General features: G+C 56.3%; 22 protein-coding genes. 11 read left to right on the forward strand and 11 right to left on the reverse strand.

Going from position 1 to position 21,130, the window contains the following annotated elements:
* Window positions 1–4: 4 nt before the first annotated feature.
* The 9 genes from AC3GOJ_RS07185 to AC3GOJ_RS07225 form a co-directional block, all read right to left on the reverse strand.
* Window positions 5–1,189 carry an acetyl-CoA C-acyltransferase family protein gene (locus AC3GOJ_RS07185; RefSeq protein ID WP_488236784.1) on the reverse strand — a complete coding sequence of 395 codons (1,185 nt, stop codon included), beginning with the start codon at window positions 1,187–1,189 and terminating at the stop codon, window positions 5–7.
* 35 nt (window positions 1,190–1,224) lie between these two features.
* The gene (locus tag AC3GOJ_RS07190; RefSeq protein ID WP_488236785.1) at window positions 1,225–2,211 is read right to left on the reverse strand and encodes a CobD/CbiB family protein; all 987 of its coding nucleotides are present in this window, start codon (window positions 2,209–2,211) and stop codon (window positions 1,225–1,227) included.
* A gap of 84 nt (window positions 2,212–2,295) precedes the next feature.
* A complete protein-coding gene (locus AC3GOJ_RS07195) occupies window positions 2,296–2,928 on the reverse strand; it encodes an NUDIX hydrolase (RefSeq protein WP_488236786.1) in 633 nt (210 codons plus the stop codon).
* 37 nt (window positions 2,929–2,965) lie between these two features.
* Window positions 2,966–3,457: a YajQ family cyclic di-GMP-binding protein gene (locus AC3GOJ_RS07200; protein ID WP_488236787.1), complete on the reverse strand. Its 492-nt coding sequence runs from the start codon at window positions 3,455–3,457 to the stop codon at window positions 2,966–2,968.
* Between the two features lie 5 nt (window positions 3,458–3,462).
* A complete protein-coding gene (gene ppnP, locus AC3GOJ_RS07205) occupies window positions 3,463–3,774 on the reverse strand; it encodes a pyrimidine/purine nucleoside phosphorylase (protein WP_488236788.1) in 312 nt (103 codons plus the stop codon).
* Window positions 3,775–3,996 carry a DUF2788 domain-containing protein gene (locus tag AC3GOJ_RS07210; RefSeq protein ID WP_488236789.1) on the reverse strand — a complete coding sequence of 74 codons (222 nt, stop codon included), beginning with the start codon at window positions 3,994–3,996 and terminating at the stop codon, window positions 3,775–3,777.
* Window positions 3,997–4,008: 12 nt separating this feature from the next.
* Window positions 4,009–5,334 (reverse strand): argininosuccinate synthase, encoded by a 1,326-nt coding sequence (locus tag AC3GOJ_RS07215; RefSeq protein ID WP_488236790.1) that lies wholly within the window; start codon window positions 5,332–5,334, stop codon window positions 4,009–4,011.
* 41 nt (window positions 5,335–5,375) lie between these two features.
* On the reverse strand, window positions 5,376–6,290 hold the full coding sequence (argF, locus tag AC3GOJ_RS07220; protein ID WP_488236791.1) for an ornithine carbamoyltransferase: 915 nt from the start codon (window positions 6,288–6,290) through the stop codon (window positions 5,376–5,378).
* 1 nt (window position 6,291) lies between these two features.
* The gene (locus AC3GOJ_RS07225; protein ID WP_488236792.1) at window positions 6,292–7,464 is read right to left on the reverse strand and encodes an acetylornithine/succinylornithine family transaminase; all 1,173 of its coding nucleotides are present in this window, start codon (window positions 7,462–7,464) and stop codon (window positions 6,292–6,294) included.
* Between the two features lie 23 nt (window positions 7,465–7,487).
* Between AC3GOJ_RS07225 and AC3GOJ_RS07230 the strand changes: the two genes are divergently transcribed.
* Together AC3GOJ_RS07230 and AC3GOJ_RS07235 are read left to right on the forward strand one after the other, a co-directional pair.
* A complete protein-coding gene (locus tag AC3GOJ_RS07230; protein ID WP_488236793.1) occupies window positions 7,488–7,646 on the forward strand; it encodes a hypothetical protein in 159 nt (52 codons plus the stop codon).
* A gap of 9 nt (window positions 7,647–7,655) precedes the next feature.
* Window positions 7,656–8,048, forward strand: a complete 393-nt coding sequence (locus AC3GOJ_RS07235; protein ID WP_488236794.1) for a DUF3579 domain-containing protein — start codon at window positions 7,656–7,658, stop codon at window positions 8,046–8,048.
* A 100-nt stretch (window positions 8,049–8,148) separates the two neighbouring features.
* Here the strand turns inward: AC3GOJ_RS07235 and rpsT are convergent, their stop codons facing one another.
* Entirely contained in the window at window positions 8,149–8,415 is a 267-nt protein-coding gene (gene rpsT / locus AC3GOJ_RS07240) for a 30S ribosomal protein S20 (protein ID WP_488236795.1), read from the reverse strand.
* 91 nt (window positions 8,416–8,506) lie between these two features.
* Here rpsT and murJ point away from each other — a divergent pair, with 91 nt between their 5' ends.
* The 9 genes from murJ to AC3GOJ_RS07285 all read left to right on the forward strand — a co-directional run bounded on the left by murJ (window position 8,507) and on the right by AC3GOJ_RS07285 (window position 20,310).
* Window positions 8,507–10,048, forward strand: coding sequence for a murein biosynthesis integral membrane protein MurJ (gene murJ / locus AC3GOJ_RS07245; RefSeq protein WP_488236796.1), 1,542 nt, complete (start codon window positions 8,507–8,509; stop codon window positions 10,046–10,048).
* A gap of 43 nt (window positions 10,049–10,091) precedes the next feature.
* Window positions 10,092–10,721 (forward strand): YbhB/YbcL family Raf kinase inhibitor-like protein, encoded by a 630-nt coding sequence (locus tag AC3GOJ_RS07250; protein ID WP_488236797.1) that lies wholly within the window; start codon window positions 10,092–10,094, stop codon window positions 10,719–10,721.
* Window positions 10,722–10,736: 15 nt separating this feature from the next.
* The gene (locus AC3GOJ_RS07255; protein WP_488236798.1) at window positions 10,737–11,597 is read left to right on the forward strand and encodes a PPK2 family polyphosphate kinase; all 861 of its coding nucleotides are present in this window, start codon (window positions 10,737–10,739) and stop codon (window positions 11,595–11,597) included.
* 56 nt (window positions 11,598–11,653) lie between these two features.
* Window positions 11,654–12,961: a hemolysin family protein gene (locus AC3GOJ_RS07260; protein ID WP_488236799.1), complete on the forward strand. Its 1,308-nt coding sequence runs from the start codon at window positions 11,654–11,656 to the stop codon at window positions 12,959–12,961.
* Window positions 12,962–13,031: 70 nt separating this feature from the next.
* Window positions 13,032–14,384 (forward strand): TolC family protein, encoded by a 1,353-nt coding sequence (locus AC3GOJ_RS07265; protein ID WP_488236800.1) that lies wholly within the window; start codon window positions 13,032–13,034, stop codon window positions 14,382–14,384.
* 55 nt (window positions 14,385–14,439) lie between these two features.
* Window positions 14,440–15,900: an efflux RND transporter periplasmic adaptor subunit gene (locus AC3GOJ_RS07270; RefSeq protein WP_488236801.1), complete on the forward strand. Its 1,461-nt coding sequence runs from the start codon at window positions 14,440–14,442 to the stop codon at window positions 15,898–15,900.
* Window positions 15,901–15,922: 22 nt separating this feature from the next.
* Entirely contained in the window at window positions 15,923–19,018 is a 3,096-nt protein-coding gene (locus AC3GOJ_RS07275; RefSeq protein ID WP_488236802.1) for an efflux RND transporter permease subunit, read from the forward strand.
* 20 nt (window positions 19,019–19,038) lie between these two features.
* Window positions 19,039–19,392 carry a P-II family nitrogen regulator gene (locus AC3GOJ_RS07280; protein WP_488236803.1) on the forward strand — a complete coding sequence of 118 codons (354 nt, stop codon included), beginning with the start codon at window positions 19,039–19,041 and terminating at the stop codon, window positions 19,390–19,392.
* Between the two features lie 18 nt (window positions 19,393–19,410).
* Window positions 19,411–20,310, forward strand: coding sequence for a UbiA family prenyltransferase (locus AC3GOJ_RS07285; RefSeq protein WP_488236804.1), 900 nt, complete (start codon window positions 19,411–19,413; stop codon window positions 20,308–20,310).
* On the opposite strand, the gene AC3GOJ_RS07290 is transcribed toward AC3GOJ_RS07285, so the two are convergent.
* Window positions 20,307–21,113 carry a sulfite exporter TauE/SafE family protein gene (locus tag AC3GOJ_RS07290; protein WP_488236821.1) on the reverse strand — a complete coding sequence of 269 codons (807 nt, stop codon included), beginning with the start codon at window positions 21,111–21,113 and terminating at the stop codon, window positions 20,307–20,309. The genes AC3GOJ_RS07285 and AC3GOJ_RS07290 overlap by 4 nt on opposite strands.
* Window positions 21,114–21,130 lie beyond the last annotated feature (17 nt).

The raw sequence follows: 21,130 nt of genomic DNA on the forward strand, positions 1-21,130 counted from the left end.
AAAATTAGCAGCGTTCGAAGATCACGGCGATACCCTGACCACCACCGATACACATGGTGACCAGTGCGTACTTGCCGCCAATGCGGTTGAGTTCGTACACGGCCTTGGTGGCAATGAACGCACCCGAGCAACCGACCGGGTGACCCAGTGCAATGGCACCACCATTCGGGTTAGTTTTGGCTGGATCCAGACCCAGAACCTTCATAACCGACAGTGCCTGAGCGGCAAAGGCTTCGTTCGACTCGATCACATCCATCTGATCCAGCTTCAGACCGGCTTTCTTCAAGGCCAGCTGGGTTGCCGGAATCGGACCTTCGCCCATTTCGTGGTTCGGCACACCGGCAACGGCGTAAGACACGATACGCGCCAGTGGCTTCTGGCCAGCCTTAACGGCAGTGGCCGCATCAGCCAGCACAAAGAAGGCCGCGCCATCGTTAATACCCGAGGCGTTACCAGCCGTAACCGTACCATTTTCTTTCTTGAAGGCCGGCTTCATTTTGGCCAGCGACTCCATGGTCGTACCGGCTTTGACGTGTTCGTCGGTGTCGAACACCACTTCGCCCTTGCGGGTCTGCTTGACGATTGGCACGATCTGCGACTTGAAGTGACCGGCGGCGATGGCGGCGGCTGCGCGACGCTGCGATTCCACGGCAAACGCATCCTGGGCTTCACGGCTAATGCCGTGCTTGGCGGCCAGGTTTTCTGCTGTAATCCCCATGTGGCCAACGCCGAACGGGTCGGTGAGCACGGCAACCATGCTGTCGATGGCCTTGGTGTCACCCATACGGGCACCGGTACGCAGGGCCGGCAGCATGTAGCTGGCTTTGGACATGACTTCCACACCACCACCGATACCGTAATCGGCATCACCCAGCATGATATTCTGGGCGGTGGTTACAATACCCTGCAGGCCTGAAGCACACAAGCGGCTCACCTGCATGGCCACAGAATCCATCGACAGACCGGCCTGGATGGAAGCCACACGGGACACATAGGCATAACGTGAATCGGTCGGCATCGTAGTGCCAACGGTCACGTAGTTGATCGCCAGAGGATCCACGCCGGAACGGGCTACGGCTTCCTTCATGACGGTGCCGGCCAGTTCACACGGCTCCGTGTCTGCCAACGAGCCACCAAAAGCGCCAATGGCCGAACGAACTGCACTCAGTACAACAACGTCTCTGCTCATGCTTCTGTCTCCCAACCTATACTGGTTTTAATGAATCAAATACCCACCCAAGCGGCGAGTCCAACAACAGCGAGTAGTATCACCCACAAAATCAAAGCGCGCCAGACTAATCCGATGGCTGACGGCAAAATGGCTGGCGTGGCTTCTTCACCCACCCCGATTTCAGGGCGGTCAGAGACGGCGGCCTCATCTTCGAGAATCGGGGAGTGGCTGAGTTCGCCACCCAGCTTGACACCCAGCGCACCGGCACCGGCGGCGACAATCACCCCTGCCGTATGGTCACGCCAGGTCTTGGCCTGCTCACGCCAGCAGTAAATGGCATCCTCAAAGTTACCAACAATAGCAAAGGCCACGGCGGTCATCCGGGCAGGCAGCCAGTCGACCAGTGCAAAGGCCTGACGGGCAAAGGCACCAAACTGACGACGCTTGACCTGAACTTCTTCAGCAGCATGCTCGCCAACCAATTCTTCATCTTTGCGGTCACTGCCGTTCCACTGTGTCGCCAGGAAAGCCGACAAACGGTAAAACACGGCACCCACTGGGCCAAACACCACAAACCAGGCAAGCACACCGAATACGTGACGATGGGAAGCCAGCACGCCGGTCTCAATGGCCAGTCGGGCAATCTCATCCGAGCTGGCATTGTCCGGGCACTCGCTGTTCCAGGCCTTCATGGCTTTGCGTGCAGCCGGCACATCATCGGCCTGCAACGCCTCGTTGACTTCGGTGAACGAATGGCTGAACTGGCGGAACCCCAACGTTAGATACAGGATCAGAACGCCGAAGGCCAAGCCCAACAACAGGTTGATACTCGACAGAACGGCATCAAGAATAGTCGCCAGTAAAACGCCACCGCCGACAATTAAAAGCCAAGCCATAAAGCCGTGCTGGCGATTACCCGAATCAAAAATACTTTCGACCCAGTTCGCCAGACGCGTCAGAGGATTTCCGACCAGACGGGCATAGGGTAGCGGACGGACCTGTTCGATGAGCAATGCAAGAATCAGTACAACGAGTTTCATAAATCTAAAGCCTGTTATTCGGTCCCGACGCCAGTACCAGAATGGGACAGGCTATCGCTATTTATTGGCAAGATAGCATATTTCTTAGGTGCCATGCATGATGCCAGATAACTGCGCCAGCATGCCGGCGGTAGCGCCCCAGATATATCGCCCGCCCCAGGGTACGGCCTTGAATGATCGCCAGGTACCTCGATAGAATCGGGTCTCCTGACGGAAGTTTCTGGGATCCAGGACAAAATCGAGAGGCACCTCGAAAATCTCGGCCACTTCGTCCACCTGCGGGGTTAAATCAACGGGTGTTTGCACAAAGGCCAGCACCGGTGAGACGCTAAACCCCGTGCCGGTCAGATATTGGGGCATTTGACCAAAAGGGGTCACCCGCTGCGGATCAAGACTGATCTCTTCCCAAGCTTCGCGCAATGCGCCGGCGACCGCCCCCTCCCCAGGATCCAGCCCGCCACCCGGAAAACTGATCTGACCGGGGTGATCCCGTAAATGTGCCGTGCGCTGCGTCAGAAGCACTCGTAACGGGGCATCCGTTGCCGATTGCAAGATAGGCACGAGCACGGCTGCTGGCTTTCGTCCGGATTTCAAACGCTCGCGGATCTCTTCAGGGATCGGTTCATCCACGATCTCTTCCACGCCAGGGTGCGCCACATGACCACCGGGGGGCAATGCAGCGAAAGCACGTCGGAGTTGTTCAGGCGTGATGGCCATGGGATTAAAAAAAGGGCGCCAGCGGCGCCCTTGGATATTACTCGCGGAAGTTACCGAATTGCAATGGCAGATCCTTGATACCGTCTTTCACCAAGGCAATCGCCTCCTGCAGGATGTCGCGCTTGGCACCGGTCACACGCACCGCTTCGCCCTGAATCGACGCCTGCACCTTGAGCTTGGAGTCTTTGAGCAGGCCGACGATCTTCTTGGAGGTGTTCTGCTCAATGCCTACCTTCACCTTCAGCTCTTGCTTGACTTTGTTGCCTCCGACTTTCTGCACCGATCCATGGTCTAGACAACGCACATCGATCGATTTACCCGTCATTTCAGGGAGCAGAATGCCCTGCATCTGATCCAGCTGGAAATCATTATCCGCATGCAGGATGATGGTTTTATCCTTTTCATTCAGTTCGGCTTTAGCGTCTGAACCTTTGAAGTCATAACGATTGGTAATCTTACGGTTGGCAACATCCACCGCATTCTTCAGCGAGGGCATGTCGACTTCGGAGGTGATGTCAAAACTGGGCATGATGATCAACCAAAGTGGCAGACATAGTGATAAGGCTCGTCACAGGCGATCTCGAAAGACGAATTACCCGGCACATCGAACGACTGGCCCGCGCCATACGGTTTCCAATCTGTTTCGCCTTTAAGGCGAACGCGACAGGTACCGCCAACGCCTTCCATGACTTCCGGTGCACCGGTATTGAAGGTTAGCGATGACGGCAGAATCACGCCCACCGTCTTTTTAGTGCCATCAGCAAACTGGATGGTATGGCTGACACACTTGCCATCGAAGTAGACATTGGCGGCTTTCACCACCGAAACATTATCGTATTGAGCCATTTAAATTCCCCACATTTTCTGGATGATGCCTTTGGCCATGTAACCGACCATGCCGAAGGCGAGAACAAAGAACAGAATGGCGGTACCAAGCTTACCCGCCTTCGATTTGATGGCGATTTCGGCAATGATGAAGAGCATGAACAGGATGAATCCTGCCACGCCGTAAGTCGACATGAAGTCGGTGATCTGCTCTTCACTAAAGCCAAATACGGTACCTTCCATGTTTGGTGCCTTTTATGCTTTTTTCACGACGGGTGCCTTAGCCGGTGTCTTGGCTTTGGCCGTCGCTTTTTTGGCAACAGTCTTTTTGGCCGGCGCTTTGCTGACCTTGGCTTCCTTGCGGGCATCACGGTTGGCACCAATCCGCATACGCAGTGCATTCAGCTTGATGAAACCACCGGCGTCCTTCTGATCGTAGGCACCTGCGTCATCTTCAAAGGTGGCAATCGTCGGGTCGAACAGGGAATCCTGTTTCGAATCACGGCCGACGACAATCACGTTACCCTTGTAGAGCTTGAGACGAACAGACCCATTCACGTGTTCCTGGGTATGGTCGATCAGCGTTTGCAATGCCTGACGTTCCGGGCTCCACCAGTAACCGTTATAAATCAGACTGGCGTAGCGTGGCATCAGGTCATCCTTCAGATGGGCGACTTCGCGATCCAGCGTAATTGATTCAATGGCACGATGCCCCTTGAGCAGAATCGTGCCGCCCGGGGTTTCGTAACAACCGCGTGACTTCATACCGACATAGCGGTTTTCTACCAGATCCAGACGACCAATGCCGTGCTTGCCGCCCAACTGGTTGAGCAAAGCCAGAATCTCGTGCGGCTTCATCTTCTTGCCGTTAATCGCAACCGGGTCACCCTTGGCGTACTGGATGTCGATGTATTCGGCCTTGTTCGGCGCCTTCTCTGGCGATACGGTCCAGCGCCACATCGACTCTTCGGCTTCGGCTGCCGGATCTTCCAGGTGACGACCTTCAAAGGAGATATGCAGCAGGTTGGCATCCATCGAGTACGGTGAGCCACCCTTCTTGTGCTTCATGTCGATCGGAATGCCATGCGACTCGGCGTAGTTCATGAGCTTTTCACGCGAGAGCAGATCCCACTCGCGCCATGGGGCAATCACTTTAACGCCTGGCTTCAATGCATAGGCACCCAGCTCGAAACGCACCTGATCATTACCCTTGCCGGTTGCGCCGTGGCAGATGGCATCGGCACCGGTCTTGTTGACGATTTCGATCAGGCGCTTGGCGATCAGCGGACGGGCAATCGAGGTGCCCAGCAGGTATTCACCTTCGTACACGGTATTGGCACGGAACATCGGGAACACAAAGTCACGCACGAATTCTTCGCGCAGATCATCAATAAAGATGTTCTTCGGCTTGATACCCAGCTTCAGGGCCTTGGCGCGAGCTGGTTCGAGTTCTTCGCCCTGGCCCAGGTCCGCCGTAAAGGTGACGACTTCACAGCCATAGGTATCCTGAAGCCATTTCAGAATCACCGAGGTGTCCAGACCGCCCGAATAGGCCAGTACCACTTTCTTGATATCGCTCATTGCTGCTTTCCGCTCAATGTTAAAAACAAAACCCTACCGGATCAGTCAACCCGACCCAGCAATAAAAACTCCATCAATGCCTTCTGCACATGCAGACGGTTTTCGGCTTCATCCCAGACCACGCTCTGTGGACCATCGATGACGCTGGCTGTGACTTCTTCGCCTCGATGCGCCGGCAGACAGTGCATGAACAAGGCACCGGGGTTTGCCACGGACATCATGTCGTCATCCACCTGCCAATCGGCAAAATCTTTGAGGCGTTCATCATTTTCCGCCTCGAAGCCCATCGAGGTCCAGACATCGGTGGTGACCAGATCGGCGCCGCGGGCAGCGTCCATCGGATCGTCGAACACTTCGAAGTGACTGCCGTTACCACCGACCAGCGCCCTATCGAGCTCATAGCCTGGCGGCGTTGATACATTCACCTTGAAATCAAGAATACGCGCAGCCTGTAACCAGGTGTTACAGACATTATTGGCATCACCGATCCAGGCCACGGTTTTACCGCGCAGATCTCCGCGGTGTTCGTGATAGGTATAAATATCAGCCATGATCTGACACGGGTGATATTCGTTGGTCAGGCCATTGATCACTGGCACACGCGAGTAGGTCGAAAAGCGCTCGACAATGCTTTGCTCGTAGGTGCGGATCATGACGATATCGCTCATGCGCGAGATCACCTGTGCGGCATCTTCCACGGGTTCACCACGGCCAAGCTGTGAATCACGTGTATTCAGATAGATGGCTGCACCACCTAGCTGCTGCATGCCGGCTTCGAAAGACAGTCGCGTACGGGTACTGGCTTTTTCAAAAATCATAACCAGCGTGCGGTCAACCAGCGGCCAGTATTGCTGATACGACTTGAAGCGTTCCTTGATCCAGCGGGTGCGCGCGAAAAGAACCTCGTACTCTTCGCGATTGAAATCGCTGAACTGCAGGTAGTGTCTCAATGCCATATTACTTTCCCAGGAAGCGGGTAACGACGTCGGAGAGACGCTCAACCAGCGTATCAACATCCGCCTGACTGATATTGAGTGATGGCAGCAGACGGATTACCGAATCGGCAGTCACATTGATCAGCAAACCGGCATCGCGCGCCAAGGCAACCAGATCACCACAGGGGCGATCCAGCTCAACACCGATCATCAGACCACGGCCACGGATATCGACCACTTCCGGGAACTCGCCAATTCGGGCACGCAGTCCGTCACGGATGGCACGGCCCATTTTGTCGGCATTCTGGAGCAACTGATCACGCTCCAGGACATCAATCGTCGTTTTGGCAGCACGCATGGCCAACGGGTTACCGCCGAAGGTGGAGCCGTGGTTACCCGGTCCAAACAGGCCCGAGGCACGACCACCGGTCATACAGGCACCCACCGGGACGCCAGAGCCCAGGCCTTTGGCCAGCGATACCACATCCGGGCGTACGCCCGCATGCTGAAAACCGAACCACTTGCCGGTACGGCCAATGCCACACTGGACTTCGTCGGTCATCATCAACCAGCCCTTATCATCACAAAGGGTGCGTAGCTGGCGCTGGAATTCGTCATCGGCCAGATGGATACCCCCTTCGCCCTGAATCATTTCAAGCAAAACGGCGACAACGTTCTGATTATGTTCTCCCACCTGGCGAATAGCGTCGATGTCGTTGTAAGGCACACGCACAAATCCACTGACCAGAGGTTCAAAGCCCGCCTGAGTCTTGCGATTGCCCGTTGCCGAGAGCGTGGCCATCGTCCGGCCATGAAACGCATGCTCCATGACAATAATCGTGGGATTCTCGATCCCCTGACGGTGACCATAAAAGCGGGCCAGCTTAATCGCGGCTTCGTTAGCCTCACAACCGGAGTTACAGAAGAACACTTCGTCCATACCAGACAGCGAAGCCAGTTTATCGGCCAGCGCTTCCTGCAGGGGAATACGGTACAGATTGGATGTATGGAGAAGTTGCCCCGCCTGCTGGGCCAGTGCATGCACCAAATCCGGGTGGTTATGGCCCAGCGTATTGACGGCAATACCTGACAATGCGTCTAGATAACGCTTGCCCTCGGTATCAACAATCCAACTCCCTTCGCCGTGTGTAAAGGCGACAGGCTGACGGGCATAGGTATTCATCACATGGGTCATAGGGACTTCTCGGCCAGAAGGTTATGGCACAGCTCAAGCAGAAAAAAACAAAAAGCGGCGAGAGCGAACGCCGGACAAAGCCCGACAGAATCCTCGCCGCATCGCGTACTGAAGTTGTTCTTCATGATTTTATGGCAAAAGTGGCTGACGATCCACTCCCGCAAGCAGACAAAAGCCGATAGAATGATGGCATGAACAGCCCCACACCGACAGACGACGCCAAAAGCACCTCGAACCTGTCGCCTAGCCTCGTGATTGTTGGCCGTACCCAGGACGGCAAGAAATTCCGCCCCTCGGATTGGGCAGAGCGTCTTTGCGGCGTGATGTCGGCATTCGGCACTGAAAAAAAGATGCGCTATTCGCCTTATGTCAGCCCGGGAGAATGGGAAGGCGACAAATGTGTTTTTATTGACGGCGCACTCTACGACATCTCCCCCATCGGGTACCGGTTTCTGGCCAATTTTGCCAAAGACAATGATCTAGTGCTATTGGATGGAGTCTGCAGCCTGGAAATCTGTAATATCGACGAGGTGATGGCAGACGTGGTTGTATACCCGCCCAGCGTCCCAACCCGCAGCGACTGAACGGTGAATCTTTCGACCCCTGCGAGGTTCTGCTAGGGATTTCGATGCAATGACGTAAAAAAAGCACCCGAAGGTGCTTTTTTTGTGTGTCAGGTCAGACTCAGGCAGCCATAGCCTTGATCTGTGCCGACAGGCGGCTCTTGTGACGCGACGACTTGTTCTTGTGAACGATACGCTTGTCAGCAATGCTGTCGATCACGCTGATTGCAGCAGCATAAACAGCTTGCGCTGCCGACTTGTCACCAGCCTCAATGGCACGACGCACTTTTTTGATGGCCGTACGGAATTCGGAGCGCTGGCTGGCGTTGTGGGCACGCTGCTTCATTGCCTGACGGGCACGTTTGCGGGCTTGGGCGCTATTGGCCATGGAACATCCTTCTTGGGGAAATAGGGTAAATGCGAAAACACGCGACTATACCGGAAACCTCAAACAAGTGCAACCATCGTACAATTTAGGCATGAGCCTTCTTCGTTCCGTGGCCACCGTCAGTGGTTTTACCTTTCTTTCGCGCATTCTGGGCTTTGTCCGGGATTTCGTGATTGCCCGCAGTTTCGGCGCGGATGCCGCAACCGATGCCTTCTTTGTCGCTTTCAAGCTCCCCAATCTGCTGCGCCGAATGTTTGCCGAGGGGGCTTTTTCGCAGGCTTTTGTGCCGCTCCTTGGGGAATATCATAAACAACGGGGCGCCGAAGAAACCCGGCGCCTGATTGACCGCACCGGCAGCGTTCTGGGCGCGACCGTGCTCCTCGTTGCCCTACTCGGCATCTGGTGGGCGCCCGCCATCGTCACCATTTCGGCACCCGGCTTTCTGGAAGATACCGCCAAATTCGACCTGGCCGTCACGCTGACACGCATTACCTTTCTGTATATTTTCTTCATGTCGATGGTGGCCTTCGCGGCTGGAATTCTGAATACCTGGAGCAAATTTTCTGTGCCGGCCTTCACCCCGGTACTGCTCAATGTCAGTCTGATTCTGATGGCTGCCCTGGCGCAGGGATGGTTTGATCCACCGGTCAAGGCGCTGGCCTGGGGGGTGATCATCGGTGGCATTCTCCAGCTCGGCCTCCAGTTTTACGCCCTGCACAAGATTGATTGCCTGCCCCGCTTTAGTCTGAATCTCAAAGCCTGCTGGCAAGACCCTGGCGTCAAGCGCATCGGTCTGCTCATGGTGCCTGCGCTGCTCGGGGTGTCGGTCAGCCAGATCAGCCTGCTGCTGAACACCGTGTTTGCCTCCTTCCTCGAAAGCGGCAGCATTTCCTGGTTGTATTACGCGGATCGCCTCATGGAGTTTCCGGCCGGGATGCTTGGTGTGGCCATCGGTACGGTGATCCTGCCGAGCCTGACCCGTCATCATCATGGCGGCGACACCGCCGCCTACTCCAATTTGCTGGACTGGGGTTTGCGCCTCTGTTTTCTGCTCACGCTTCCCGCCGCCCTCGGCCTGGCCATTCTGGCGGTGCCGCTGATCTCCACCCTCTTTATGCACGGCGCCTTCACGGCTCGTGACGTGGGCGAAACCAGCCACGCCCTGATTGCTTACAGCATCGGTTTGAGCGGGCTGATCCTGGTTAAAGTGCTGGCACCCGGCTTTTACGCCCGCCAGAACCTTAAGACGCCGGTCAAAATTGCGATTACCGCACTGATTGCCACTCAGCTGATGAACCTGGTCTTTATCGGGCCGATGAAACAAGCCGGGCTAGCACTATCGATTGGGCTGGCTGCCTGCCTTAATGCCGGATTGCTGTATCAGGGGCTGCGCAAAGCCGCGATCTACGAGCCCTTACCCGGCTGGCCGGTATTTCTAGCCAAGCTGGGTATTGCACTAATGGCGATGGCTGCTGTCCTGATAACAGGGTACCAGACAGATGCTTTCTGGCTGCAGTCACCGCTGGCCGACCGGGTACTCTGGCTGGGCGGCCTGATTGCTGCGGCGAGTATTGCGTATGGTGGCACCCTCTTTTTGCTGGGTTTCCGTCCAGGGGACTTCCGTAAAAGCTGAACCCGGCGCACAATCAGTCAGATGACAAACGCAGGAGACCGCCATGAAACTGAGTAGCCAGAGCCTTGTTGCGAATCAACCGATCGACGGTCGATTCGCCTTCTGTATTCCCCATGAGAAATCCCATGTTTGTCTGGGCAGCAACCAGAGTCCGGAATTGAGCTGGTCTGATCCTCCTGTCGGCACACAGTCGTTTGCAGTCATCTGCGTGGATCCGGATGTCCCTTCGGTGGGAGACGATGTCAATATCGAAGGCAAACAGGTTGACGCCAATCTACCTCGCGTCGATTTTTATCACTGGGTGCTGGTCGATCTACCCGCTACTACACGACAACTGAATGCCGGTCAGTTCTCTTGCGAAGTCACGCCTTGTGGCAAAGCCGGCCCCGGTGCCCCACTTGGTGGTCGTCAGGGGATTAACGACTACACGGCCTGGTTTGCCGGCGATGCCGATATGCGTGGCGATTATTATGGCTATGATGGCCCCTGCCCGCCGTGGAACGACATGCGTTTGCACCACTATGTCTTTACCGTATACGCACTGGATGTGACCAGGCTCAACCTTGAGGGCAAGTTCACCGGCGCTGAAGCGCTGGCCGCCATGCGGGGCCATGTACTGGGTCAGGCATCTCTGACCGGCACCTACACACTCAACCCAGCGCTGGTTGCCTGATCAGCCATCTATCGGATGTCACTGGCTAAAACCCTACAGGTCAACGGCAAAACCGCGCGCATTGATAGCGAGTACGCCCGTCAAACCCCGGGCGATATCACGGAAAAGGCGGCTATCAAAGCCACCGAATCGATCGCAAAAAGAATCCGCGCGCTGCAATACCGCCTGTACGCCGAAGGCCGGCAAGGCCTGCTGATTGTGTTGCAAGGTCTGGATGCCGCCGGCAAGGATGGTACGATCAGACATGTGCTGGGCATGATGAACCCACAGGGCTGTACGGTCACCGGCTTCAAACAACCAACGCCCTTCGAAGCCCGGCACGATTTTCTGTGGCGGATTCATCCCCACGTGCCCGGCCGTGGGGAAGTTGCTATCTTCAACCGTTCGCACTACGAAGATGTTCTGGTGGCTCGTGTGCATCAGCTCTGTCCGAAGCAGCAACTGGTGCTGCGCTACGAGCAGATCAACCAGTTCGAGTCGTTACTGGCCACACAGAACAACACCCGCGTCATCAAACTTTTCCTGCACATCAGTCAGGAAGAACAATTGGCCCGTTTTGCTGCCCGCCTCGAAGACCCGGCAAAAAACTGGAAGATCAGCACGGCTGACTATACGGAACGTCAGTACTGGGACGCATACCACGAAGCCTACCGTCTTGCGCTGAAACAGACTTCGACCGAAAGTGCCCCCTGGTATGTCATTCCTTCGGACTACAAGTGGTACCGAAATTACGCTGTTGCAAATATCGTCCTCGAAACTCTGGAAGCCATGGCGCCTCGTATTCCCGAACCAAGCGTTGATCTCGAACAGATCCGTCAACAGTTTCATCAGGCGGCCTTGCACGAGGCAAGGCCGGTTCACAAGAAATCGTTGTAACAATCCACCGAGCCCGCTGAAGTACAATAGAGGCTTATAAACTCCCGGGATATTCCATGGACGTTGCCATACTCGTGGCACTCATTGCTGTCAACGCGATTTTTGCCATGGCAGAAGTGGCATTACTAACAGCAAAGCGCAGCAAGTTGCAGAAAATGGTGGAGTCGGGCGACCGACAGGCGGCTGCGGCGCTGGAACTGGGAGAAGACCCAAACCGTTTTCTCTCCACAGTTCAGGTGGGGATCACCACGATTGGTATTCTGAACGGGGTAGTTGCCGAATCGGCCCTGTCCGCCCCCGTTGCTGTCTGGCTAGAACAAATCGGTGTCAGCGACACCACATCTGGCTGGCTCGCATCGACTCTGATCGTCTTCATCATTACCTACGCCAGCATTGTGCTCGGTGAACTGGTGCCCAAGCGTATCGGCCAGTCCAAACCGGAACCCATCGCCCGCCTTGTCGCACGTCCGATGCTGACGCTAGCCCGAATCGCCCGCCCCCTGGTCCGGTTGCTGTCTGGCTCGACACAGATCCTGCTCCGACTCCTGGGCGTCCGCAATAACGTGAACCAGATGGTCACGGAAGAAGAAATCCACGCATTGCTTGAAGAAGGTTCTGATGCCGGCATCATTGAACACAGCGAACACCAGATGGTGCGCAACGTGTTCCGTCTGGATGATCGCCAGATCACCTCGCTGATGGTTCCCAAAAGCGACATCATCTATCTGGACCTGGATGCACCATTGAACGAAAACCTGCAACGCATTCAGGCATCCGAACACTCACGTTTCCCCGTGTGTAAAACCGGGTTCGATGAGGTGCTGGGCATTATTAATGCCAAAGTGTTACTGGCACAGACACTGCGGGGTGAAAACCCGGATTTCCGCAGCGATCTGCAACCGGCGGTGTTTGTACCGGAATCGCTGACCGGAATGGAATTGCTGGAGCATTTCAAGTCATCCGGCGTACAGATGGCTTTCGTCATCGACGAATATGGCGAGATTCAGGGCATTATCACACTACAGGATCTGATCGAAGCCATTGCCGGCGAATTCAAGCCGGATGATCACGAAGACGCCTGGGCCATTCCCCGTCAGGATGGTTCCTGGCTTTTGGACGGCATCATTCCGGTACCGGAGCTCAAAGACTGCCTGAAGCTCAAAGTGCTGCCGGAAGAAGACAAGGGACGCTATAACACCCTCTCCGGCATGCTGATGCTGTTGATGGGCCGTATTCCCAGTGCTGGCGAAATCGTCGATTGGGACTGCTGGCGCTTTGAAGTCGTTGATATGGACGGCAAACGTATCGACAAGGTCATCGCATCCCGTAACGAATCGTTAGCACAGAACGACCCATCAATCTAATCAGGCACGAAGATTGCATGACTTGAGGGTGTTTAATGTGCGCTTAAGGTCCAGGCTTTAAGCTATAACCATGTCCGCTTCTTTGCACTTTGTACCCCTTGATTTGCGCGATCTGAGTGACCGTGCCATCACCGTCTGCCAACGCCTGCTGGTTGGTTGCGCTGTGGTTTTCGGCATCAGCCAACCTGTACAAGCCGGTCCGGCACTGAGCCTGGATCAGCTGATCGGCATCGGCCTGAATGAAAACGCTTATGTCCTGGCCTCCCGTGACCAGGTCGCTGCCGCCAGAGGAGATGCCACCATTGCCCGCGCCTACCCGAACCCGGATATTGGTGGGCAGTTAGGACGCAGCAAGGAACGGAATACACTCACACCGATCTCCGGCCAAGTCTACAACATCACGATGGCACAGCCCATCGAAATTCCGATGGTGCGCAGCGCCCGCATTGATGCGGCGGATGAAATCGTCAAAGCCACCGATGCCAACCGGCAGAGCTTTGAAGACGATACGGTCGCGCGTATTAAGCTGGCTTATTATGAGCTGCTACGCCGTATGGCGGAAACCGCGGCTTCCGACGAAGATCTAGCGCTGACCCAGCAGATTCGCGACCGCATTGCCTTGCGCCACCAGGTCGGTGAATCACCGAAGTTCGATCTGATCCGGGCAGAAACGGAAATGCTCAACGCCCGAAAGAATAACGATGCGGCACGGCTGCGCGTCGAACAGGCGCGGGCCAATTTACGCCTGGCGGTTGGTCACCCGCTGCCGGAAGGCTGGAACGTTCAGGGCAACCTGCCCACATCCATCAAACTACCGCCCAAAGAAGCCCTCAAGGCCGAATTGCTGGCACGTAACCCGGTGCTGATGAAAACAGAAGCCGAACAACGGGCGGCCGAGCATCGGCTGAGCATGGAAAAATCAATGCGCCTGCCCAAAATCGCGTTGATTGCCGAGCGAGAAGTTGATCCCACACAGCAATATGCCCGCGGCGGCCTGGTGATGACAATTCCACTCTGGGATTGGCGCAGCGGACAAATCTCGAAAGCCAAGGCAGAACTGTCGAGCTCACGCCATCAACTCAACGCCCAGCGCCTAAGCTTTTCCGAAGCCCTCGAAGCCACTTACCAGCTTTACCAGATCGCCAGCAACCAGGTACGCGTCCTGGAAACCGAACTCCTCTCGCAAGCCGCCGCCGCACAACGTATTGCGGAGTCAGCCTATCGTTACGGCGAACGGGGCATCCTGGAATGGCTGGATGCGCAGCGCACCTATCGGGCTGCACGAAATGAACTAATTGCTGCCCGCTTTGACCTCGCTACGGTATCGGTAGAAATAGACCGCCTACGCTCCATCTCTCATCTTCCCCCGGAGCAATCCACACAAAGCCCGAACAAGGGATCAAACCAACTCCCCGATTTCTGAGTGGCTCACACGCATGACACCTTCACCTTCTCCTGAAAAATGGCAGCAGTTTTTTATGCGGCTCAGGCATCGCGTTCTGGCCATCGTTGAACGATTGCTGGTGGTATCCGAACCGCTTCTTCGCCGAATCCGCAGAACCTATCGTCAGGAAAAAACGCATCTCGCTAGAGTGTTGGCACCACAAAAGGCCAAGTGGATCGATCCCCTCTGGAATAATCTCAAGCCGCTGATACTGCCAGTCTTGACTGCATGCTGGATTCGTACCCGCGATTGGTTATGGCACCCGATACTAAATCTAGCGGAACGCATCGCACCGCAACAGGTTGCCCACTGGCGGGCTTTACCTGCAACACGTCGTCACCAGATTCTGTTCTGGTGCGTGGCTGGCCTGATCGCCCTTACCGTAATGATGCCGGACCGTCACAAGACACAAGATGATGCCGTCGTGCACGACCCGGACATTATCGATCTGAGCGCAGATCTGACAGATCCGGATAGCCCAACTTGGGTAGTCGACGTCAAACCAGTCGAAGTAATGCCCTTTTCAGAAACCCTGCGGGTGAGCGGCAAGGTTGATTTTGACGAACAACGCGTTGCGCGGATCGGCGCCACGGTGACGGGTCGCGTCACAGAAATCCTCGCCATGCCCGGCCAGGAAATCGACCGCGGCACCGTATTGGCCCGCATTAACTCCACCGAGCTCGGCCAGACTCAGCTGGCCTACCTGAAAGCCCGTGCCACCAATGAACTGGCCGCACGCGCCTATGACAGAGCAAAAATCCTGTACAAGGAAGATGTGATCGCCAAGGCCGATCTGCAGCGCCGTCAGAGCGAAGCAGAAACTTCGGCGGCCGAACGTCGTGCCATGGCAGATCAGCTGCGGGTGCTAGGCATGCTGCCGGAACAGATTGATGTCTTGGGCAAGACCGGCAATGTGAACTCCATCGCGCCCGTCACCTCCAGTCTGGAAGGTACAGTCGTCGAACGAAAGATCGTTCTGGGTCAGGTGGTTCAACCCGCCGATGCCTTATTCACGGTTGCCGACCTTTCAGAAGTCTGGGTCACAGCCCAGGTGCCGGAACAGGAAGCCTCGCTACTGGCCATTGACCAGCCCATGCGCATCGAAATCCCGGCCCTGGCGCACGAGAAATTTGAAGGCAAACTCGTGTACGTCGGTGAACTGGTCAGTAACGAAACTCGCACCATCCCGGCTCGAACGGTGCTGCAAAACACCAACCGCATGATCAAACCGGGCATGCTGGCCACGCTGCTGATTTCGGGCAAGCCGACGGATCGGCCCGTAGTACCCGCCACCGCCGTGGTGCGTGAAGATGGTTACGACCATGTCTTCATTGCACTGGGTGACAACCACTACAAGCTGACGGTGGTCAAACTCGGGCCAGAAACCAATGGTGTCCGGCCGGTGGTCTCCGGTCTTGAACCAGGGACGCTGATCGTCACACAACAGGCCTACCATCTGAACACCGAGCGTAAAAAACGGCTCTCGGGCGGCTAATGATCGATCACCGAATCATCCCATGATCCAGCCTATCGTCCGTGCAGCACTGGCTCAACGCGTTGTCGTGGTGGTCCTCGCTGTTGCCCTCTTTCTCGCCGGCCTCTTCGCCATCAACCGCCTGTCGGTCGATGCGTTCCCCGATGTCACCAACGTTCAGGTTCAGATTGCTGCCGAAGTACCGGGCAAATCCCCGGAGGAAGTCGAACGCTTTGTTACGGTGCCAATCGAGATCGCCATGACCGGCCTGCCCGGCCTGACCGATATGCGATCGCTGAACCGGAATGGCATCGCCATCATCACCCTGGTATTTACCGACAGCACTGACATCTACTTCGCCCGCCAGATGGTACTGGAGCGACTGATTGAAGTGATGGGACGTATGCCAACCGGTGTAACGCCAGTTCTAGGACCGGTATCCACGGGGCTGGGTGAGGTCTACCAGTACACCATCGAACATCCTGCGGATGGCAAACGCGCCCTCTCTGTGGAAGAACTGACCGAGCGCCGCATCGTGCAGGACTGGATTGTGCGACCCATGCTGCGCAGCGTGCCGGGCGTGGCAGAAATCAACACCATGGGCGGCTATGCCCGCGAATACCAGGTCTCGGCAAATCCGGAGCGCCTGCATCATTACAACCTCACGGTGCAGGACGTCTACAGCGCCCTGGCGCGTAACAATGCCAACACCGGTGGCGGCCAGATGCCGGTCTATGAAGAACGCTATCTGATCCGCGGCGTTGGCCTGATCCGCGATCTCGATGATATCGGCAATATCGTGCTGAAAGAAGTGAACGGTACCCCGGTCTTCGTACGCAATGTGGCCTCGGTTCGTATGGGCACGGAAACCCGTCAGGGTGCCGTGGTCAAGGACGGTGTTACCGAGTCCGTGGCCGGCATTATCCAGATGCAACGCGGAGAGAATGCCCGCCGGGTCGTAGGCGCCATCAAGGCCAAAGTCAGTGAGATCAACAAGCGCCACCTGCTCCCGGAAGGCCTGCAGATTGTGCCGTTCTATGATCGGACTGATCTAGTTGATGCGGCGCTCTCCAATGTAGCCAAGGTGCTGCTCGAAGGCGTACTGCTGGTCATCATTGTGCTTTATGTATATCTGGGAGACGCCCGCTCCTCGATTATTGTCACGGCGACGTTGCTACTGACACCATTGTTGACCTTTATGGTCATGAACCATTACGGCCTGTCTGCCAACCTGATGTCGCTCGGTGGTCTGGCCATCGCCATCGGGATCATGGTCGATGGTTCCGTGGTCGTCGTTGAAAACACCTTTGCCCGCCTTGGCCAGCGCGCCGATGAAGGCGTCTCGCGTCTCCGTATCGTTCTCGATGCAGCAACGGAAGTCGGCAAACCTGTACTGTTTGGCGTCGGCATCATCATTCTGGTATTCATGCCCCTCCTATCCCTGGAAGGCATGGAAGGCAAGATGTTTGCCCCCCTGGCGATTACCATTGCCATTGCGCTGGCGCTATCGCTAATTCTGTCCTTCACACTTTCGCCGGTGTTGTGTTCCTACATTCTCAAGGGCGGCGCCGACCATGACACACCGTTTGTAGCAAAGATCAAAGCGCCTTATCTGAAAGCATTACGCTGGTCGATCGCGAACCCGCAACGGGTCATCTTCTATGCTGGTGTCACCCTACTGCTGAGCTTTCTGGTATTCCCCTTCCTCGGCAAATCGTTTATTCCGATCATGAAAGAAGGGGCGATTACACCGGTGATCGTTCGTTCCGCTAATATCTCCCTCGACGAATCCGTCAAAATGGAATTCGAAGCCATGAAACGGATCGCCAATATCCCTGGCGTTAAGTCCGCTGTGTCACGGCTTGGTCGCGGTGAGTCCCCGGCCGATCCGGGCCAACCGAATGAGTCCGATCCGATTGTGTCGCTCAAACCGACCGGCCAACGCAAACTATCGCAAACCGAGATTGAAGACAAAGTCCGGGATGCATTGAAAGCACTGCCGGGTGTGGAGACGGCGATATCTCAACCGATCGCTGCCCGCGTTGATGAAATGGTGTCCGGCGTCCGCTCGCAAGTGGCTGTCAAGATTTTTGGGGATGACATCCAGGAACTACGCAAACTGGGTAGCCAGATCGGTCGGGTGCTAGCCACCATGGATGGTGCCACCGACTTACGCATCGAACAGGTCACAGGCCAGAACTATCTGACATTGAATATTGATCGTGACGCCATCGCCCGCTACGGACTGAATGTAGAAGACGTGAACAACGTGATTGAAATCGCCAACGGGGGCCGTGAAGCCACTCAGATTTACGAGGGCGAGCGTCGCTTCCCACTGGTCTTGCGCTATCCCAAGGTTTACCGCGAAACACCCGAGGCTTTTGAGAACATCATCCTCAAAGCGCCCGGCGGTGCACTCATTCCGCTCAAGGATATCGCCAAAGTTGAACTGGTCGATGGCCCCTCGCAGATTTCTCGAGAAGCCGGTAAACGCCGTCTCGTCGTCGGCGTGAACGTGCAGGATCGCGACCTCGGTGGCTTTGTCAGCGAAGCCCAGAAACGAATCGAACAACAGGTAGCCATTCCTCAGGGTTACACATTAGATTGGGGCGGCCAATTCGAGAACATGCAGCGCGCTATGGCACGGTTGATGATCATTATTCCGATTACCATCGCTGCCATATTCTTCCTGCTCTTTATTCTGTTCAATTCGCTACGCATGGCGTCACTGATCATTCTGGTCCTGCCCTTTGCTTCCATCGGCGGTATTTTCGGGCTCCTGCTGTCGGGGGAGTATCTTTCCGTGCCAGCCGCAGTCGGCTTCATCAATCTTTGGGGGATTGCGGTCCTTAACGGCGTGGTACTGGTGTCCTTTATTCGGCAACTGCGCGATGAAGGCTGGTCGACACGCGAGGCTGTCTTCGAAGGCTGCGAGCATCGCTTCCGGCCGGTGATGATGACCGCCAGTGTGGCCCTACTGGCGCTAATCCCCATGTTGTTTTCCAGCGGTCCGGGCTCCGAAGTCACACGCCCACTTGCCGTAGTGGTGATTTCCGGACTCCTTTCTTCGACAGCGCTTACCCTTTTGGTTCTGCCAGTGCTGTATCCTTACTTCGAAGAAAAATCCGTTGAAGCCTGATCCGATCTAATTGCCGCGCCATGAAAGAAATCAAAGCCATCATTCGTCCGAACAAGTTGCCGCAGCTGAGAAAATCCCTGCTCAGCATGCCGGACTTCCCGGGCATGACCATTTCCCAGGCAGAAGGTTGCTCTGCACCTTCGCGTCATGGTCCGCCGGTATCGATCAAGGATGAGCTGACCGACTTCACCCGGAAGGTCCGCATCGAAATCGTCTGTCCGGATGAGATTGCAGACCGCATCGTGGAGTGCATCACCGAAGTGGCTCAAACCGGCCAGCTGGGAGATGGCATCGTCTGGGTGACAGAGATTTCCCGCGCGATTTTTGTCCACAAAACAACGGTCGGCAGTCCGCCGGACCCCCGCCGTCTTTAATTAATCCCCTGTTAGTCTATGTCAATCGCCACGCTAGTAGCGGCGACCCGCCCTGCCTTTCTTTCCGTCACACTGGTGGGTGTCCTACTGGGGTTCTGTACAGCAGCCACTGACGGGGCTTTCCGATCATCCCTGCTGGCCGCCGCCACCCTGCTCTTTGCCCTATTGGCTCATGCCGGTGCCAATGTGATCAACGACTACTATGATGCGCTGAGTGGCTGCGATGCGGCTAATACCGAGCGGATCGCGCCCTTCACGGGCGGTAGTCGTTTCATTCAGGACGGCCAGCTCTCTGAAAAACAGACTGCCTGGCTCGGCTATGCCCTGTTGGCGACCGTGATCCCTGCCGGCATCGCTCTGGTCTTGGTGAGTGGTCCGGGCTTATGGTTGATCGGACTGATCGGACTACTGGCGGCTTGGGCCTACTCCGCCCGCCCACTCCAACTGCAAAGTCGCGGACTGGGCGAAGTCACGATCACGACGGCCTGGCTGATGGTCGTGATGGGCAGTGATTACGTCCAGCGTGGCACGCTCGCACTCGCCCCGCTCATTGCCGGGACCTCTTACGCTCTGCTGGTGGCCAATGTCCTCTTTATCAATCAGATCCCGGACCGCGCGGCCGATGCCATTGCCGGAAAGCGTACGCTCATTGTCAGATTCGGTCCGGGCTTTGCCGCTTTGGGCAGTGCCCTGCTTTATTTGCTGGCAGCACTATCGATCAGCATCGGTATCATCACCGGCTATTTGCCGGGGACCGCGCTCATCTTATGGCTGATTGCATTACCTGCGGCCTATACCTTTCAACAACTGCGGGCAGCGCCAACGGATCGAGCCACCCTCAATCGCCTAATTCCGCTGACCATCAGCAGTACGCTGCTATTCGGTCTGACACTGTGTGCCGTCCTGGTACTCACTTAAACGATCAAGGCTTTGACCAGCATCACCGCGGCCACGAATCCGGCAAACACCGCAAAAGACTGCTGCAAACGGGGTCCACTCAGATGATGCGCCACCTGACGACCCAACAGCATGCCCGCCAGTGCGCCCAGCGCAAAGGGCATGCCGACCCCCCAATCCATGCGGCCCACCATCGTGGCAGTCACCACGCCGCCCAGTGATACCAGGGTGATCACCCCCAGGGAGGTCGCAACAATCGCTTTGGTCGGCAAATTGGTCACGCGTTTCAGGGCCGGCACAATAACAAAGCCACCGCCGACGCCCAGTAAACCGGAGAGAAAACCGGCAAGACCACCGGCCATGAGCATGGCGCGGAAACAGGGGAGTGTCCAGATCAGTTTTCCCCGGGTTTCATGCAGCATGCAAGGGGGTCCTTCGGCGTCATCGGTGGCCGTTCCTGCCAATTCCCGCTGTGCCTTGAGAAATAGCGTGACCGCCACATAAAACAGCACCAGGGCAAAGACGGCTGATAGCGGCCTATTCGGAATCTGTGTCGCCAGCCAGATCCCCAGGGGCGAGAGCAACAGGCCGATAGCCGACATCACGATGGCCGCCTTATAGCGCAAAACCCCCGCCTTCAGTCCGAGTCCGGCACCGACAGCGGCCGACAAACACACCGCCAGTAGCGCCACCGGGCCGGCCTCTGCCAGCGTCAGCCCCACCCCGAATACCAGTAACGGTACCGACAGAATTGCCCCACCCGCCCCGGTCAGCGCCAGCAGAAAGCCTACGGCCAACCCGAGCACCACCGGAATCCACTGCATGACGTCCACGTTATATC

Source organism: Fluviibacter sp., from assembly GCF_057744235.1.